This is a genomic window from Crocinitomicaceae bacterium, from assembly GCA_016708105.1.
Lineage (GTDB): Bacteria > Bacteroidota > Bacteroidia > Flavobacteriales_D > Crocinitomicaceae > JADJGJ01.
The window spans coordinates 2341370-2358240 of record JADJGJ010000001.1 but is presented as its reverse complement, the minus strand read 5'-3'; the positions used below and the strand labels follow the sequence as shown (position 1 = coordinate 2358240).

The 16871-nt window shown below is 36.8% G+C and carries 16 protein-coding genes; 7 read left to right on the top strand and 9 right to left on the bottom strand.

Annotated elements, in window-relative coordinates; all coding sequences use genetic code 11:
* Positions 1-789, top strand: a complete 789-nt coding sequence (locus tag IPH66_10325; protein MBK7129742.1) for an ABC transporter substrate-binding protein — start codon at positions 1-3, stop codon at positions 787-789.
* On the opposite strand, the gene IPH66_10320 is transcribed toward IPH66_10325, so the two are convergent.
* From IPH66_10320 to IPH66_10310, 3 genes are all read right to left on the bottom strand, one after another.
* Complete coding sequence (locus IPH66_10320; GenBank protein ID MBK7129741.1) at positions 749-1942, bottom strand: hypothetical protein; 1194 nt, start codon at positions 1940-1942, stop codon at positions 749-751. The genes IPH66_10325 and IPH66_10320 overlap by 41 nt on opposite strands.
* Before the next feature lie 259 nt (positions 1943-2201).
* Positions 2202-4049 carry an AAA family ATPase gene (locus IPH66_10315; GenBank protein MBK7129740.1) on the bottom strand — a complete coding sequence of 616 codons (1848 nt, stop codon included), beginning with the start codon at positions 4047-4049 and terminating at the stop codon, positions 2202-2204.
* A gap of 27 nt (positions 4050-4076) precedes the next feature.
* Positions 4077-5417: a DUF2157 domain-containing protein gene (locus IPH66_10310; protein ID MBK7129739.1), complete on the bottom strand. Its 1341-nt coding sequence runs from the start codon at positions 5415-5417 to the stop codon at positions 4077-4079.
* A gap of 179 nt (positions 5418-5596) precedes the next feature.
* On the opposite strand from IPH66_10310, the gene IPH66_10305 reads away from it, so the two are divergent.
* From IPH66_10305 to IPH66_10285, 5 genes are all read left to right on the top strand, one after another.
* Positions 5597-6577, top strand: coding sequence for a bifunctional methionine sulfoxide reductase B/A protein (locus IPH66_10305; GenBank protein MBK7129738.1), 981 nt, complete (start codon positions 5597-5599; stop codon positions 6575-6577).
* Between the two features lie 40 nt (positions 6578-6617).
* A complete protein-coding gene (gene yaaA / locus IPH66_10300; GenBank protein ID MBK7129737.1) occupies positions 6618-6971 on the top strand; it encodes a peroxide stress protein YaaA in 354 nt (117 codons plus the stop codon).
* Positions 6944-7399, top strand: a complete 456-nt coding sequence (locus tag IPH66_10295) for a peroxide stress protein YaaA (GenBank protein MBK7129736.1) — start codon at positions 6944-6946, stop codon at positions 7397-7399. Before yaaA ends, IPH66_10295 begins: the two co-directional genes overlap by 28 nt.
* A gap of 128 nt (positions 7400-7527) precedes the next feature.
* On the top strand, positions 7528-8490 hold the full coding sequence (locus tag IPH66_10290) for a glucosaminidase domain-containing protein (GenBank protein MBK7129735.1): 963 nt from the start codon (positions 7528-7530) through the stop codon (positions 8488-8490).
* A gap of 131 nt (positions 8491-8621) precedes the next feature.
* The gene (locus tag IPH66_10285) at positions 8622-9641 is read left to right on the top strand and encodes a hypothetical protein (GenBank protein ID MBK7129734.1); all 1020 of its coding nucleotides are present in this window, start codon (positions 8622-8624) and stop codon (positions 9639-9641) included.
* Positions 9642-9735: 94 nt separating this feature from the next.
* Here IPH66_10285 and IPH66_10280 read toward each other — a convergent pair whose 3' ends face one another.
* The 6 genes from IPH66_10280 to IPH66_10255 all read right to left on the bottom strand — a co-directional run bounded on the left by IPH66_10280 (position 9736) and on the right by IPH66_10255 (position 15605).
* Entirely contained in the window at positions 9736-10800 is a 1065-nt protein-coding gene (locus IPH66_10280; protein MBK7129733.1) for a hypothetical protein, read from the bottom strand.
* A gap of 2 nt (positions 10801-10802) precedes the next feature.
* Positions 10803-12164: a DNA (cytosine-5-)-methyltransferase gene (dcm, locus tag IPH66_10275; GenBank protein MBK7129732.1), complete on the bottom strand. Its 1362-nt coding sequence runs from the start codon at positions 12162-12164 to the stop codon at positions 10803-10805.
* Between the two features lie 2 nt (positions 12165-12166).
* Positions 12167-12475, bottom strand: a complete 309-nt coding sequence (locus IPH66_10270) for a helix-turn-helix transcriptional regulator (GenBank protein ID MBK7129731.1) — start codon at positions 12473-12475, stop codon at positions 12167-12169.
* A 281-nt stretch (positions 12476-12756) separates the two neighbouring features.
* Positions 12757-13896, bottom strand: coding sequence for a glycosyltransferase (locus IPH66_10265; protein ID MBK7129730.1), 1140 nt, complete (start codon positions 13894-13896; stop codon positions 12757-12759).
* Between the two features lie 4 nt (positions 13897-13900).
* A complete protein-coding gene (locus IPH66_10260) occupies positions 13901-14839 on the bottom strand; it encodes a glycosyltransferase (GenBank protein ID MBK7129729.1) in 939 nt (312 codons plus the stop codon).
* Positions 14840-14930: 91 nt separating this feature from the next.
* Entirely contained in the window at positions 14931-15605 is a 675-nt protein-coding gene (locus IPH66_10255) for an aspartate kinase (GenBank protein ID MBK7129728.1), read from the bottom strand.
* Between the two features lie 88 nt (positions 15606-15693).
* Between IPH66_10255 and lysA the strand changes: the two genes are divergently transcribed.
* The gene (gene lysA, locus IPH66_10250) at positions 15694-16860 is read left to right on the top strand and encodes a diaminopimelate decarboxylase (GenBank protein MBK7129727.1); all 1167 of its coding nucleotides are present in this window, start codon (positions 15694-15696) and stop codon (positions 16858-16860) included.
* Positions 16861-16871 lie beyond the last annotated feature (11 nt).

Sequence of the window (16871 nt, the reverse complement as noted above, 5' to 3'; positions counted from 1 at the left end):
ATGATATTTACTGATCAGATGAAACGTACAATCCGCTTGGAAAAATTTCCTCAGCGGATTGTTTCTTTAGTGCCATCTCAAACTGAATTATTATTTGAACTTGGCTTAGATCAAGAGGTGATTGGTATCACCAAATTTTGTATTCACCCGCAACATTGGTTTGATTCAAAACAGCGGGTTGGTGGCACTAAAAATGTGAGCATTGAAAAAATATCTGCCCTACAACCTGATCTGATAATAGCCAATAAAGAAGAGAATACATTGCATGATATTGAACAATTGCAAAAAATATATCCGGTTTACATCAGCGATATTTACACCGTTCAGGATGCTTTGGAGATGATTGACCACGTTGGAAAAATATGTAATCGTGCTGAGCAGGCTGATAAACTGGTGAACCAAATCAAATTTAATTTTGATCAGATAGAGAAAGTGAATTTGCGCGTGTTGTATTTTATTTGGACAAAACCCTGGATGCTTGCAGGAAATCACACATTTATCAGTGATGTGTTAACGCAATGTGGCTTGGTGAATGTTGTCAACGGCGCTGATCAACGCTATCCTGAAATCAGCATTGAAAAAATAAAAGAACTGAAACCTGATGTTTTATTTCTCAGTTCAGAACCTTTTCCATTTAAAGAAAATCATGCCACCGCCTTGCAAGCTGAAACGGGTATCCGAACTGAATTGGTTGACGGCGAAATTTTTTCATGGTATGGTTCAAGAATGTTGAAAATACCTGATTATCTTACTCAGCTGAAACAGCGTCTTCAACATAATTTGCAATAAAAACTAACGCAGATTTTCCAAATGCCATACTTTCAATAATTGAATTCCCATCAGCATTCAGCATGTTGATTTCTCCGTTGGCTTTTACATGTGTTTCATCTTGCAAACGCAATTCAAAATAAATACCTGCAATATTTGCCATGTCTTGTATTTCAGCCATCATTTCTTCAGCAAGCAGAAGACCAATTTCTTGTTCAACTTTCTCAGGTGGATTATTTTCATCAACAGCAAATTTGGTATTCTCACATAATGTTTGAATATTCATAGACAATACAAAGTACAATGCAGGATCATCATTAGCTATTAGATTCACTTCATTACGCATCATTTCAAAAGAATTTTCAGTGAGCCTGTAATTAAGAAATGTTCCAATTGGTGATGACATAATATGCGAAACTGTGTCAAAACGAAACGTATTTGATTCATGCAAATCATCTAAAAAACCAAACCATTCTTTGGTGTTGTTAAAATCAAAATGCGCTTGCATAATTGGATACTGTTTAAACGGAATGGTATATCCTAAATTTTTATGAACTAAAAAAAGATTGACACCATTATAGTCAAAAGCCATTTGATTGTACTCAGGAACTCCTTGCACTTTGTCATCATTAAACCAATATAAATTGCTAAGCAGATTCAATGAACTACGCAAACTAAATGCTATGGTAGTATCAGCCTGATAAGCAATAGGCGCATTCTCTGAAAAACCTGATGCAGGTGTAAATTCTCCGTCTACCAGAATTTTTCCCTGAACAAAATCCATCGTGATATGACCATCCAATAATTTATTATCTGCCTTTGTGTTTTGCGGAATGATGTAACAATTAATTTCTTTGGTATGATCAAAAGTTTGTTCCAGATTAACACGTGAATTAAATGATTTCACTTTTCCATCCATAATGTTTTGCATGTGCTCAGCTATTTTTTGCTGGTCACTGTATGGAGTAAGTTGAATTAATACGTATTGATCATTGAATTTATAATTTGCTCCCTCAAATTCCTCCTTGAGGTAGTTAGAAAACTTATCCCGATCACGGTAGCCTGCCAATACCATCCACAAATTATGTTCTGACCATTGTTCTCTAAATAAAATCACATTGGTGAAGGGGTCAAATCCAATATCTTTCAGAGGCTCTTCACCGTCTTCACGCACAATTTTTTCATGGAAGTATGATTCATGAAATAAACGTTGATAAATAATTTCAGAAATAAAATTGCGGGTATTTATTTCAATGATTACATCACTTTCCTCAGGGATAAACTGGTATATTTTTTATCGGGATCAATAACAAAATGCGTTGCAATAAAAGCCGCAATGGGCAAAGCAACAAGCAGCACTGCCAGAGAGAGATATTTTTTTACCTTTTGCATGGAGTAAAATTAGATTTTTTTTTGTGAAAATCAGCCCTTGTTTATATCACTTCTGAATATTCCCACGCCGTGCGGTATGATCCGTGGGTTTCAATATAAGAAAGCAGTTTTTCATAAAATGGATCAGAGCCCAGCGTGGCTGAGTCACCAATAATTACCAGTTTGAATTTGGCGCGGGTCATGGCTACATTCATTCTGCGGTAATCTTTGAGAAATCCCAGTTGCTGATCAGCATTTGATCTGACCAAGCTGATGAGAATGATATCTCTTTCCTGACCTTGAAAACTATCAATGGTTTGCACATAACAGTCAAAGGTTGCTTGTTGTTCCTGTAAAAGGAGCACTTGTTTTCTATATGGTGAAATGATTCCGGTATTGAATTGATTTGATTTCAGTTCAGCCAGTCGTTGAGTAAGAATGCGCATTTCACCGGGATTTGATATTCCGCCTGCATCGTCAGTCACTTCATCAAAACTGCATCCTGCGGTATCAATGAATTCAATTGCCTTATAGGGGTCGTTGGGTAATATCTGCTCCGCATTTTCTTTTCCACTTTGCAATTTATTTTCATAAAACCATTGGTTAGAAAATTGCATGATGAGGTCATTCATCCGGTATTGGGTGTCAAGCAGTGTTGTGGGGTGATTTAATTTAATAGCACTTTCTATTAATGAAACAGAGAGTAGAGATTTTTGAGCATTTGCAGAAAACAAAACCGGAGGCAGTTGCCATGGGTCACCGGCCAGTACCAATTGATCAACATGTCTGGCAAGTGACCAAATTGCCGGTTCGAGTGCTTGTCCGGCTTCATCAACAAACAGCTGATCAAATTGCATATTCAAAATTTCATCGTGTTGCAAACCAATGAGCGTGCCGGTTATAACGCTTGCACTTTCAAGCAGGTGTTGGCGAATTTGTTTTTCATATTGCCTTGCATCTTTTTGAATGGATTTTAGATCTTGTTTTAATTGTTTGCGCTCAGCCTGCGCTTCTTGGTTGAAATTTCTCACAAACCGAAATGCTTTTTTTCTTATGGCATCAGCCTCTTTAGATAATCTTTCTACCACTTGCATTTCAGGGTGATTCATCATTTTAGTCAACAAAGTATAGGGCAATGCCGTCTCACTTATTTTGAAGGAATTCCCATAGCGCAGCACATTGACACCTGCCTTCTGCAACTGTGCTGTGATGTGATCTGCAGCGGTATTTGTTGGCGTAGCAACTAATATTTTTTTATTCTCTTTACTCAATCTTGCAATGGCATCAGTAAGCGTATAGGTTTTACCCGTACCCGGAGGACCATGCACCACATGCAGGGCAAGGTCTGATAAAATGTTTTTTACTGCTTTGTTCTGTGAGGCGTTTAGTTTTTCATTTTCAGCGAAATCATCCGGAGGATATCCTGTAAATTCTTTATGGTAAAAATCAAATGCTAAACCACGTTGAGAATCCATTAATTCATCCAGCGCTTTAATTTGAATTTCATATGTGCGGGTGTCACACACTGCGTTCAAACCTAATTTTCCGTTGCGTATCCATTCAGGTATTTCATCATCAGAAATCTGCAATGTCAGTTCATAATCTGTTTTGCGCAAAATAATTCCTTGTATAATCTCAGATTCCCCGGTAGAGAATAGTTGACACTTGCCATTGGTGCCAAACATTTTTCCATTTTGATCAGGGTTTATTTTAAAATCAAGCAATGAATCTCCAAATGAATTGTACCGATGATTAATGAATTCAATTGGATAAAGCGTAACACCTTCTGATATTCTATCCGGCATGGCGCGTTCATCTGTTAATGAGCGGTATGCTTCAGTTTCAAATTTCATTTCTGCATGCAATTCAGTTTTCAGCTGACTGAAGTGCAGGGCAAGATCTTTTTTCATGCGTAGGATAGAGTAGCTAAAAATTCATTAATCCAATTCATATTCATCAGATGCAATATAGTGCATAACCAGATAAATTCCGCCTACACCAATAAAGAAAACTGCTTTTAACCAAGGCCAGATATCTGTGTCTGAAAAACGCATCCAGAGTAAAAATGTCACCAGCAACAAACCATAAATCATGTAGATTATATTGCCTGATTTATGCCCTTGAATGATTGCGTGAATACCGAATGTTACGGTGAATAAATTTAAAACAAGATAGCCAAGCCAGTGAATATCTACTCCGGCAAATTCATCAAGACAATGAATACCATAGAGCATAACAAATAATATCGGCGTGAATAAGAATAATCGGTTGAGTGATTTGTTTTTTTTCAGTTGCACAAAACCGGTCGCAGTGAGAAATAAGACAAAAAGTACTCCCAGTATGTAGAATGTAGTTTGCTCTGCTGTCCAGCTTGCCGCATTTTTAAGCTGGTCTAATCTGAAAAGATTTTCATTCATAAAATCATCAGAAAAATTGAGAAGATTTACAAATAGAAAAAAAAGTGCAATGGTTTGAAATGGTCTGCCAAGTGCAGAGAGATTTTGTGCGTAAAATTTTTTTCCAATCAGATAAAAGCCCATAATAGCTCCTACTGCCCACCACAGGTAACCTGCTTGCACAGCAAGTGGCAGCGCTGCAATAAACGTAATGGCTGTAACCCACCCGAGATAAATTGTTCTTAGTCCTTGTTTTGATTTTCCCGCTCGCAAACGCAGAAATAAATAGGGTAGGTAGGCAATAAAAAAGCACCAGAACAAATAATACTTTTCATTCAGATCATATCCATTGGGAATAAAAAAAGTGAAAGAAAGATGAGGTATAATAAAATTACAGGATAAGGCAAGATATAATATTGCAAGACCCGTAGATTTGCTGATGTAAAAAATGGGTAAAGTAAGACAAAGCCATACAATTACAAACCTGTCAAAATCTTGATCCATGTGATAAGTATCTGCAAACAGCGCAATACTTGCCCCAATCATCAACATCAGAAACAGCGATGCTGCCTCATTCCACGACGCTGAGGTTTTCTCTTGAATTACTTTTTTGTAAAAAAACCAGGCTGCACCCATTGCTGGTAATAAACTCAGTACACCTCTCACGTTTTTTGGGATATCTGTCCAGAAAATTTCTAGCAAAGTGAACACCCCTGCCACAATAAATAGTAAGGCGGAAATAGATATAATTGACAGAAACAATTTGCCACTTGATTTGTTAGAGTAATCAAGTAAACCTTGAATGCGCTTATTCAGCTCAGGTGATAATAATCCCCTTTGCTGACTGGCATTGAGAAATTGAATGAGGCTTCCGGTTGTCATAATGAGGGCGTTAAGTAGTAAATTTTGCGAGAAGTTAAAAATAATTTATGATTCTCAGAGTTAGTTATGATGATGAATTAAAAAGCAGTGAATCGCATCACTGATTTGGTTATACACAAAAATGCTTTAGGATTTAAAAATAGGGGCAAATAAAAATATTTTAAAAGGAGAATTTATATATGAAAATACGCACAATTATTTCAACAGGCTGGATTATCTTTCCAATGATATTCTCAGGCTGTTCTCATGCGCAACAAAATGAAACACTAACCACACAAAATCAATCTATGAGTGATACTGCTTTATGGAAAAAACTGACACCTGAAGAAGAGCGTGTCATTGTAAACAAAGGAACTGAACCGGCGTTCAGAGGAATTTATACAGACAATCATGAAGAAGGAATTTATCAATGCAGACGATGTGCCTTACCGCTTTTTGATTCCAATACCAAATTTGATTCAGGCAGTGGATGGCCGGCTTTTGATGATGCGATACCCGGCGCAGTGAAAGAAATTGCTGACCCTGACGGATACCGCACTGAAATAGTTTGTGCTCGTTGTGATGGGCATTTGGGACATGTTTTTAGAGGTGAACGGTTCACAGAAAATAATACCCGGCATTGTGTAAACTCAATTTCACTTACCTTTATAGCTGATACAATTCAAACAGAATCTACTACTATGGATACAGCAATTTTTGCATCAGGATGTTTTTGGGGCACCGAGTATTTTTTTGAAAAGGCTGAAGGTGTAATATCAACTCAGGTTGGATACATCGGCGGACACAAAGAAAATCCTACTTACAAAGAAGTTTGTGACAATCTAACCGGTCACGCTGAAGCGGTGATGGTGGTGTTTGATCCAACCAAAACTAATTATGAAACTCTGTGTAAACTGTTTTTTGAAACACATGATCCAACCCAAATAAATCGTCAGGGTCCAGACATTGGCGAACAATACCGCACTGAAATATTTTATATGAATGATGAGCAAAAGCAAATTGCAGAAAAGTTAATCGCTTTGCTAGAAGGTAAAGGAATCAAAGTGGCGACTCAACTAACCAAAGCAACTAAATTTTGGGAAGCAGAAGATTATCATGAGCATTATTATGCAACAAAAGGCACAACACCTTATTGCCATGCTTATACCAAAAGGTTTTAAGCAGAGTTAGAAAAAGCAACGAGTATAAAAAAATTATCCAGTGAAAATCATTCTGTCTCCTGCCAAATCTATCAATGAAAAAATAAAGGTATCAGGCATTGAAAGTTCTATTCCGGAATATTTGAATGAAGCCGGTCAGATTCATGAAAAGATAAAAAAACTCAGTGCTGCTCAGTTAGAAAAATTGATGGATATCAGCACTGATCTAGCGGTTTTGAATCATGATCGTTTTCAAAAATGGAGTATTGCATCACATAAAAAAATAGGAAAACTTGCCGGATATATTTTCACCGGGGCGGCTTATCAGGGTCTTGATTTTACCACACTAAACAAAAAGAGCAGACTAGGGCACAAAAAAATCTTCGCATTTTGTCAGGCATGTACGGAGTGCTGAAACCACTTGATCTCATCTTGCCATACAGATTAGAAATGGGAACATCCCTGAGTATTTCAGCCAAACAGAAAAATTTATATCAATACTGGGATGATAAAATCAGAATTTATCTGGAAAAAGATTTGTCAGAAGAAAAGCATCCTCTGCTGGTTAACCTTGCTTCAGCTGAATATTTTAAGGCGGCACAACTTGAAAAATTAAAATTCCCGGTAATTACGTGCAGCTTTAAAGACCGCACAAAAACCGGAGATTACCGCATGAATATGACCTTTGCAAAACACGCCAGAGGCATGATGACTCGCTTTATCATTCAACACGACATAAAAAAAGCCGGAGATCTCAGGGCATTTGACAGCAAGGGATATTATTTTGATCCCGTTTCATCAAACAAAACAGAATTCGTATTTTTACGTGACAAAGCGCAGTAGTTGCGTTATGTAGGCAATCATCTTCTTGTAATATATACTTGCAAGAAAAAAAAAGTGATTGTCGGTTGTAACCTCTTTTAATTTTCTCCCGTAACAGAGGGCACAACAACCAATAAAAAAAACACGATATGAAACGAATCTGGATATTATCCGTTCTGCTCATTTCAGCTCTGTCTGTGAAGGCTGAGTACCAAAATCACACGACAGAAGACTACATTGAAATGTGGAAGAGCACGGCCATTGAACAAATGCACCAGTACAACATTCCGGCAAGTATTACGCTTGCTCAGGGAATTCTGGAGAGCGGCAATGGCAACAGTAAACTGGCAAGACATGCCAATAATCACTTTGGAATTAAATGTCACGAAAATTGGTCAGGCGGAACTTTTTACCAAGACGATGACGAAGCCAATGAATGTTTCAGAAGCTACTCACAAGCCAATGAATCATACCTTGATCATTCTGAGTTTTTGAAAAATCGTCCACGCTATTCAAATTTGTTCACGCTTTCAGTGACTGATTATAAAGGATGGGCGCATGGTTTAAAATCTGCCGGATATGCAACCAATCCAAAGTATGCTTCTTTGCTGATTGAGCTTATTGAAAAATACGATTTGGATCAATATGATCTCATTCCAAAACCTGAGAAAAAAGAAGATCTAGTAGCAGTAAGTGAAGAGCCTGTAACAACAATTGACGAAGTTGAGACACCCGTTTCAGCAGAAGAAATATCGTTGAGCGAAACCGGACACAAAGTATACCAAAATCACAAACGTGTACATTATATTGTTGTTCAAAAAGGTGATACTTATTATCGCATAGCAGAAGAATTTAACCTGGGCATGTGGCAATTGTACAAGTACAATGAACTTGGGCAGCGTGACGTGCTTCGTGAAGGTGAAATCATTTATCTCTCACCAAAAAGTTCACGCGCAGGAAAAGGAAATAATGTTCACGTGTGTGAACGTGATATGAGTCTGAGAGAAGTATCTCAACTCGTAGGAATTAAATTGGATAAATTATTAGAATACAATTTCAGCGACAACCCTGATGAGATATTGCCGAAAGGCACAAAGGTAATCCTCCGTTAAAGTCATCGTCGTGGATAGACTGGAGGGTTTTTGGTTTGTTGTTGGAAAGGGGACTTTTGGGTCCCCTTTCTCATTTTTATGTTGAATTAGTCAGTACAAACTACCTGCATAAAATTGATTATTTTTGATTCATGAATAAGTTAAAACTACTATTCTTATTATGCGGTCTAATCTTTTTATTCAATGGATGCGCCATTTTCGGTGGTGGTAAAAAACCGGTAGCTCTTGAATTGCGTTATGATCAGAATGCCTATATCAACTATGGGTACAGTTTCAATCTGGAGGCCGTATTAATTTATAATAACGGCAAAGAAAAAGAGGTAACAACCAAAGATGAAACAGAGATAAAAGTAGAAGGCGCATATTATTCTTACGGAAGAATTACTATTGATAAATATCCCAGAAAACTTTCATCCAATCTCATTCGCGTGCATGCAACCTACAAAAAAGATGAAGTAAATTTTGTTCAGGACATTGAGATTCCGTTTAATTATAAAGGTGAGATAGAATTAGATTTTAGAGGTAAACAAGGCAGTACCGGAATTCAAGGAGAGAACGGCGGCACGGCACTTTTGTTCAGAGATGGCAAAGATGGTGGAACAGGTGGAATTGGAGGTGATGGATTTACCGGAGATAATTTGACGGTTTACGTCTGGAAAGACAGTGGAGATTTTTATTTCATCAAAGTAAATAATCTCACAACTTCCGTTTCATACATGTATAAAATGAAAAGTTCAGGATACCCGTTTCGTTTAAATGTGAGCGGTGGGCAAGGTGGTTCAGGTGGTGACGGCGGAAGCGGAGGTGAAGGTAAAGACGGATCAAACAATAATAATAAAATAAAATTGCCTGGCAACGGCGGTAGAGGAGGCATGGGGGGCGTAGGTGGCACCGGTGGAAAAGGTGGAAATGTATATGTTTTCATACATCCAAATGCAGAAGATTTTAGACAAAAAATTTCATGTTATAATTATGGTGGTCCCGGTGGATATGGCGGCAAAGGCGGTTCAGGCGGAAGAGGCGGACGACCACTTGAAGGACAAACCGCCGGCACAAACGGAGGAGATGGTACACCCGGACAACGCGGTTACGATGGAGCCCCCGGTGATGTGTTTTCTGTATTGGTTGAGGAGTTTGATATTGAGTATTGAGATGGTGTTGGTATCGGTTTCGGCCTTAGCGAAGCTGACGTCACCACAAATACCAAACTTTGATTAAACACAAATGTGCCAAGAAGAGCGTAGGTTATTTCATTGATATATCTTTCAATATTTTCTTAATTTTTAAATGTTTTGCGTCTTGGATTTTTTTTGAATGATTAGCCACTAATTCAATCCAATCAAAAAGTTTATTTTTCTCAGTAGTCTTTGTTTCCCAATATTCTGATAGTTCAAAAGCAGATGTGTTAATAATAGTCTCCACGATACTTGGAACATTGTCAAATAAATTCAAAAATATTCTAGGCACTTTACGATAAGTCTTTTTACCAATTAAATAATCACTTTTCCCTCCTGCTGTATATAAGTCACGAACATTAGGACAAACAACTGCTTCACGAGTGACTAACCATATTGCAAGTCGTCCGAATTTATCACTACTATTTCCGAAGAGTTCGGGGAAATAAGCCATTGCTCTATTTTTCAGTTCTTGTTTTTCTTTAAGCGATAAATTATTCCAAATTCTGATGACAATACTACTTGGCTTGCTATTGTTTTCAGCATCCATCCACCAAAGTTCTTCGCCTGCGTTTAGCTTACTTTTGTAATAATCAACAATAGGTCTGATTGGGTTTTCCTTTTTTCGTAAAGTGTCATAAGGCATTTTGATTTTATCGAAAATGGTTTTCCCTTCTTCCAAATTCATATCAATCAAATAGCGTGGAGAATGTGTTACTACAACTTCTGACAAAACTTCTTCATATGGTCGGCAACGAAATTCTATTGGGCTTGCCAACTTAGCAAATAACATAAAAATTCTTTCAACATCATCAACTCTTGTACTTTCTAAAACGCTGTTACCTGTTGTTTTCCAATGATTTTGTGTTGTTGTTTTTACCTCGATACCGTAGTATTTCTTTGCAACTATATCGGGAAACTTCTGACCACCGATAAGTTCTATTGAATTTTCAAAAGCTGTTCCGACAGCTAAATCAGTCATCACGTCCTTTACATAAGGTTCTAGATTTCTACCTAAGAGTGTTGCTACTTTTTTAGATGAATTTTTAGCGTGAACGTTTAATTCTGAAATTGTTGAGCTGAGCAACAAATCAAATTCTTTCCTTTGGGGGTCTGGATTAACTGAAACTATCATTATTACTTTTTAAAATATAAGTCCCAAACTTCTTCAATTCTTTTTGCCACATTGTAAGCTAAAAGTGGAGGAACTGCGTTACCAATAATTTTATATGCTTGTGAAGGGCTAACTAAGAAAGTACCTTTTCTTCCGTTTTTGTTTTCTATTACAAAATCGTAATCGGGTGGGAAAGTCTGAATTAAAGCACATTCTCGCACTGTTAATCTCCGTTCTTTTAATCCCTTAGATAATTCATTTTCAATTTGTCCTCCATTCATTTTAGATAGTCGCCTGAACTCAATGTTTCCGTGATGTTCAGAACGTATAGTTGGTGATACACTTGAAAGTTTTATTTCAGTTTGTCCTTGACAATGTTTCCCCATAAACTTTGCTTTTGAGTAAAATTTTTGAGATAAATCTTGCGTATTTTCGGGTTCATCCAAATGTTTGAATACATCTTTTAATTGAACGTAATGCTTTAAATTTTCACCTTCAACTGTATACGAATGTGTTGGGTTTGGATAAGGATTAAATTGTTCTGAAATCGCTGCTTTTTCCAATTCAACTAAAGCCGATTTCTTCAACGCAGATTTTTTTATACCAATAAAAATTACTCTTTCTCGCGATTGAGGAACTCCAAAATCAGCAGAGTGTAAAACTTGTGGGTCAAGGACGATATATCCGTTGCCGTTTGCCGATGAAAAGTCATTTTGAATAATTGATTTTACGTCCCCAAGGTTTACGAGACCTTTCACGTTTTCTGCAATGAAAATTTTAGGTTGGGTTATTTCAATAACTTCTTTCATCCACATATAAAGTTGTCCTCGAGTTTCAATTGAAGCTGTTTTGTTTTCAATTAATTCCCCTTTATGATTTTTATGTGAATTAAATCCGTTTCGTTTTCCTGCAACACTAAAGTCTTGACAAGGAAAGCCACCTGTCACAACGTCAATATCTTCAGGAAAAACGTTTACTCCATTGCGGTACATTTTCACGAGGTCAACAATACTTTCCCTGTAAAAATCTTCTGCATTGTGCCCTCTTTTTGAAAAATAATTTACCCAAGCATTGCGGGCATCAATAAATATATCATTTGCAAACACAGTTTTAAATTTTGTTTTCTTTAGTTGAACAAAACCGTTTTTAAGTTTCTTGTCGATAAAATGAGGCGTAAGAATTTCATTGATGGATGATTGCAAAACAGAAAAGCCTCCTTCAAAACCTAAATCCATTCCGCCACATCCCGAAAAAAGAGAAAGCATATTTAATGTCTCTTTCTTTGCTGCTTTAGATGTTTTTAAAAAAGTTTTAGGATAGTATAAAATATTCAATTGTGGCTCTTCTACTACGCTTATTTCTTCTTCTATTGTTACTGTTCGCATAGCTAATTTTTTACAAGATTAGACTTCAAATATTTTACTTTTTGCTCTGCTGCTTTCAAAACCTTACTAGCACAAGCTTCATCAACAATTTCGTATGCAATTTTCTCACTTATAAATTGAACGAGCAAGTCCTCTTTATCAAGCTTTAGTATTTCAGCAAGTTTAATAATGTTGTTCTTAGTTGGCTTACGTTCATTTCTTTCGATTTTGCTTAAAATAGCTTGGTCTATGTCTAGATGAGACGCTACTTGTCTCAGCAACAAGCCTAAACTTTCCCTTTTTGCTCTGATAATTTGTCCAACGGTTTCCATATGAATTATTTTACTTGACATCAATTGTCAAAAATAATCTGTCAATTGGATATTTACTATCATATGGTAGATTATTTATTAACAGTTCGGTTTTAGTGTCACGAATTTGGTGGACCTTGGGTGTGGTTGGGCTAAATTAAATGTGGTGTTTCTGCGTTGGCAAGTTCTTTGGTAAAACACCTCTTTTTATTTTGAGGTGCGGTAGCATTTTTTCAGTTCATTTGTTGTCGATCGAGTCGATCTTTTATGGTGATCGTAATCTGATCAATGAGATTACAATTTCAATTCAACCCCATGATTTTTGCCGTCAATTTATCCCAAGTATATTTTTGTTTTTCCTCTTTCAGATTTTGACGAAAAATAAACGCATCTTCTGAATTAAAAAATTGATCCAGGGCATTTGCAATTTCTGTACTTTCAGGCTGAACTACGTAACCCACTTTACCGTGCGGAACCATTTCAGGCAAACCGCCCACTTGCGTTACCAGCATGGGAACTTCAAAATGATAGGCTATTTGTGTTACGCCGCTTTGTGTTGCATTTTTATACGGTTGTGCAACTATATCTGCAGCGCAAAAATAGTGTCCTACCTCTGAATCTTTAATGAAGGAATTGACCACTGTTATTTCATTTTCAATACCCAGTGATTTGATTTGTGCCTGATATTTTTCTTCATTGGAATAATATTCACCCGCAACCAGCAAGCGCACATTCTTTTTTCTTGATTTTATTTTTGCATACGCATCAAGCAGAAGATCCAAGCCTTTGTAGTCACGAATAATTCCAAAAAATAAAATGTATTGAAATGCCGGATCAAGACCAAGTAATTTCTTCGCTTCATCTCTTGTCATGGATTGACCAAAATTATCAAACAAGGGATGAGGATTAAAATCTCTTGGCTTTTTTGTGTCAAATTTTTTCAAATCATCTTCAACACTTTTTGACATAGAAATAAATGCATCAACCGGTTTAAGAAAATATTTTGTGAATGCTTGGTCTCCAAATCTATGTTCGTGTGGAATGACATTGTCCAGAATGGTAATAATTCGGGTATGTTTGTTCTTTTTTACTCTGCGTGCAATAGTTCCAAAACATGGCCCCATAAAAGGTAACCAGAATTTGAACAGGAGGATATCCGGTTTTAATTTTTTTATTTCGTTGCCAATTTTACACCAATTGAATGGGTTTATTGAATTTACTTTTCTGCAAATTTTAAGATTTGCCGGCGCAGGTTCTTCTGAGAATTGTGATTTTCCGGGGAAAAGAAATCCGGGATATTGAACTGTAAAAGTGAATATTTCTACATCATGCCCTTCTTGTTGTAATTGCAGAGCCAGTCGCTCATTGTATGACGCAAGTCCACCGCGGAAAGGATGCGCAGTTCCCAGCAGAATAATTTTCTTTTTCTGATTTTTTTCCAAGTGATTAAATTTCTTTTTCAATCAGATAACTGTTGCGGATACTTGAGTTGCGTGAAATAAGTTCAGCAATAAATCCGGCAAGAAAAAGTTGTGAGCCAATGATCATGGCTGCAAGCGCAATATAAAATTCTGCACGGTCAGCAATCAGGCGTGAACCTGTGTCAATCCACAATTTATTGATGATCATCCAAAGGGTTAATCCAAACCCCAACACAAAGGAAAGGGTACCCAATAAACCAAAAAAATGCATGGGCTTTTTACCAAACCGGGTAATAAAGGTGATGGTAAACAAATCCAAAAATCCATTGATGAATCTGTTCAGGCCAAATTTTGATACGCCGTATTTTCGTTCTTGATGTTGAACAACTTTTTCACCAATTTTTGGAAAACCGGCTGCTTTGGCAATAACAGGAATGTAGCGATGCATTTCACCAAATATCTCCACAGATTTTACAACCTCTTTGCGATATGCTTTTAACCCGCAATTCATGTCATGTAACTTGATACCGCTGATCATGCGGTTGACGCCGTTATATATTTTGGTAGGAATGGTTTTTGAAATAGGGTCGTATCTTTTTTTCTTCCATCCGGAAACCAAATCAAATTTCTGTGCTGTGATCATAGAATACAGGTCAGGAATTTCATCAGGGCTGTCTTGCAAATCTGCATCCATGGTAATCACAACGTTTCCTTTGGTGGCTTGAAAAGCTACATGCAATGCAGCCGATTTACCATAGTTGCGCTGAAATTTAATTGCGCGCACGCAGTCATTTTCTTCTTTAATTTTTTCAATTACTTGCCATGATTGATCCGTACTACCGTCATCAACGAAAATAATTTCATAACTGAAATGGTTGTCATTCATCACACGGACAATCCACTGATGCAATTCAGGGAGAGATTCATCTTCATTGAAGAGTGGAATGACAACACTTATCTGGATACCGTTAGACATGATTACTAATTGACGTCAAAGTTAATGAAGTCTTATACGCCGTTTGATAAGATTTGTTAATGATATACAAATTGACTTGTTAATGAGCTCCGCTGGTTTCACTCTTCAGATCCATTAACACAGTGAATGTCTGGCTTACAAATTTTGTATCAACAACAACAGTGAACTCATTAGTTGTTGAAATTACCTCAGCCAGATTGATGCCTTCCCACGCAATTTTTTTCAATAGATAATAATAGACGCCTGAAATTTCTGTGTTGGCAGGTGGAAGTTTCATCGTGATTGCAGACAAATTACTCATCTCTGAAATCAAACTTTCTTTCTGAAACATCTTGTCTATTTTCTCAGTGAATTGGGCGTTGGTGATAATAGTTGTTTCTGAAACGCCACGTGATACTGTGTAGAAATTATCACTAATATCTTTGATCTGAGACAAAAATTTTGCTTGATCTTGTGAGATACCAATATAATTTTTGAATGTGTATTTAACCAGATTACTGCGCACAATCAAGTCGCCTAGATCACGCATGAAATTTTTAATCTTGAGTTCTATCTTTTGATTAGGCCCCGGAGGCATGCGCTTAATTGCCATGATAATGGCGCTGTCCGAAACCTCTTTTCCTAAAATTTTTTGTACATCAGGATTAAACTTGCGCGCAAGTGAACTAATGTTTATCAAGCCTTCAGCGATGGCTTCTTGGATAAACGGCGACTGATTCACCAGTTTATCAATTATTTTACTCAATCTATCCATGTTAATTAAATAACAGTTAGTTAATATTTGATTACAAATATAATTCTTTTAACAATGTAATGCAGATACAAGCTAAATTTGAGAAAAAATGTTGAATTATATGCAAAACACACCTTATTATTTTTACGACCTCGATTTACTCAATCGGACTTTAAATGAAGTTGAACTTAATATTCGCAACACTTCATACCGCGTTCACTATGCAATCAAGGCTAATAATAATAAGAAGATTGTTTCTTTTATAGCAAAAAGAAATTTTGGAGCTGACTGTGTAAGCGCCGGTGAAATTATGCTGGCTCTTGAATGTGGTTTCAGAGCTGATGATATTGTATTTGCCGGTGTAGGTAAAACAGATGAAGAAATTGAATACGCTTTGTTGAACAACATTGGTATGATTCATTGTGAAGGCCTTGAAGAAATTCATGTGATTAATGAAATTGCTGAGCGTTTGAACAGGGTACCGCGTGTTGCATTGAGACTCAATCCGGATGTAAATGCCGAAACGCATGAAAAAATTTCTACCGGACGTTATGAAAATAAATTCGGTTTTTCACCTGAAGAATTTGCTGAGTTAACCCAAATGCATTCCAAATTTTCTCATGTAAATATTGTTGGTCTTCATTTTCATGTTGGTTCTCAAATTACCAATTTAGATGTTTTTACCCGCCTTGCTCAACGCATCAATGAGTTGGTTCCGGTGTATGAAAAATATTTTGGATCATTGCAATATCTTAATGTTGGTGGTGGTTTAGGAATAGATTATCATAATCCTGAGCTAAATCCAATTGCTGATTTTAATGGATATTTTAACGCGTTCAGACAAACCTTACAGGTGAGTGTGCCGGTACATTTTGAACTTGGCCGTTCATTAGTTGGTCAATGTGGTTCATTGCGCACAAAAGTTTTATTTATTAAAAGATCTGGTGAAAGAAATTTTGCCGTTGTGGATGCAGGCATGACTGAACTTTTGAGACCTGCCATGTACGGTGCATATCATAAAATTGAAAAATATAATGATACCTTAAATCTCGCGCCGGCTTTGACGTATGACGTAGTTGGGCCTCTTTGTGAATCAAGTGATTGTTTTGGAAAAAATGTGGAATTACCACAAATTCAACGTGGTGATATTTTAACCATTCGCAGTTGTGGAGCATATGCTGAATCAATGTCATTAAATTATAACGGGCGTTCAAGAATCAACAGCATTACCAGCGATCATGTATTGACCCAATTTAGAATTATCAAATCAGCCTGAAAAAAATTCAA

Excerpts from the sequence above, each read along its gene's own strand:
- IPH66_10310 (MBK7129739.1), bottom strand. The coding sequence starts at position 5,417 with ATGACAACCGGAAGCCTCATTCAATTTCTCAATGCCAGTCAGCAAAGG.
- lysA (MBK7129727.1), top strand. The coding sequence starts at position 15,694 with ATGTTGAATTATATGCAAAACACACCTTATTATTTTTACGACCTCGAT.
- IPH66_10270 (MBK7129731.1), bottom strand. The coding sequence starts at position 12,475 with ATGGAAACCGTTGGACAAATTATCAGAGCAAAAAGGGAAAGTTTAGGC.
- dcm (MBK7129732.1), bottom strand. The coding sequence starts at position 12,164 with ATGCGAACAGTAACAATAGAAGAAGAAATAAGCGTAGTAGAAGAGCCA.
- IPH66_10305 (MBK7129738.1), top strand. The coding sequence starts at position 5,597 with ATGAAAATACGCACAATTATTTCAACAGGCTGGATTATCTTTCCAATG.
- IPH66_10285 (MBK7129734.1), top strand. The coding sequence starts at position 8,622 with ATGAATAAGTTAAAACTACTATTCTTATTATGCGGTCTAATCTTTTTA.
- IPH66_10280 (MBK7129733.1), bottom strand. The coding sequence starts at position 10,800 with ATGATAGTTTCAGTTAATCCAGACCCCCAAAGGAAAGAATTTGATTTG.
- IPH66_10315 (MBK7129740.1), bottom strand. The coding sequence starts at position 4,049 with ATGAAAAAAGATCTTGCCCTGCACTTCAGTCAGCTGAAAACTGAATTG.
- IPH66_10255 (MBK7129728.1), bottom strand. The coding sequence starts at position 15,605 with ATGGATAGATTGAGTAAAATAATTGATAAACTGGTGAATCAGTCGCCG.
- IPH66_10325 (MBK7129742.1), top strand. The coding sequence starts at position 1 with ATGATATTTACTGATCAGATGAAACGTACAATCCGCTTGGAAAAATTT.
- IPH66_10290 (MBK7129735.1), top strand. The coding sequence starts at position 7,528 with ATGAAACGAATCTGGATATTATCCGTTCTGCTCATTTCAGCTCTGTCT.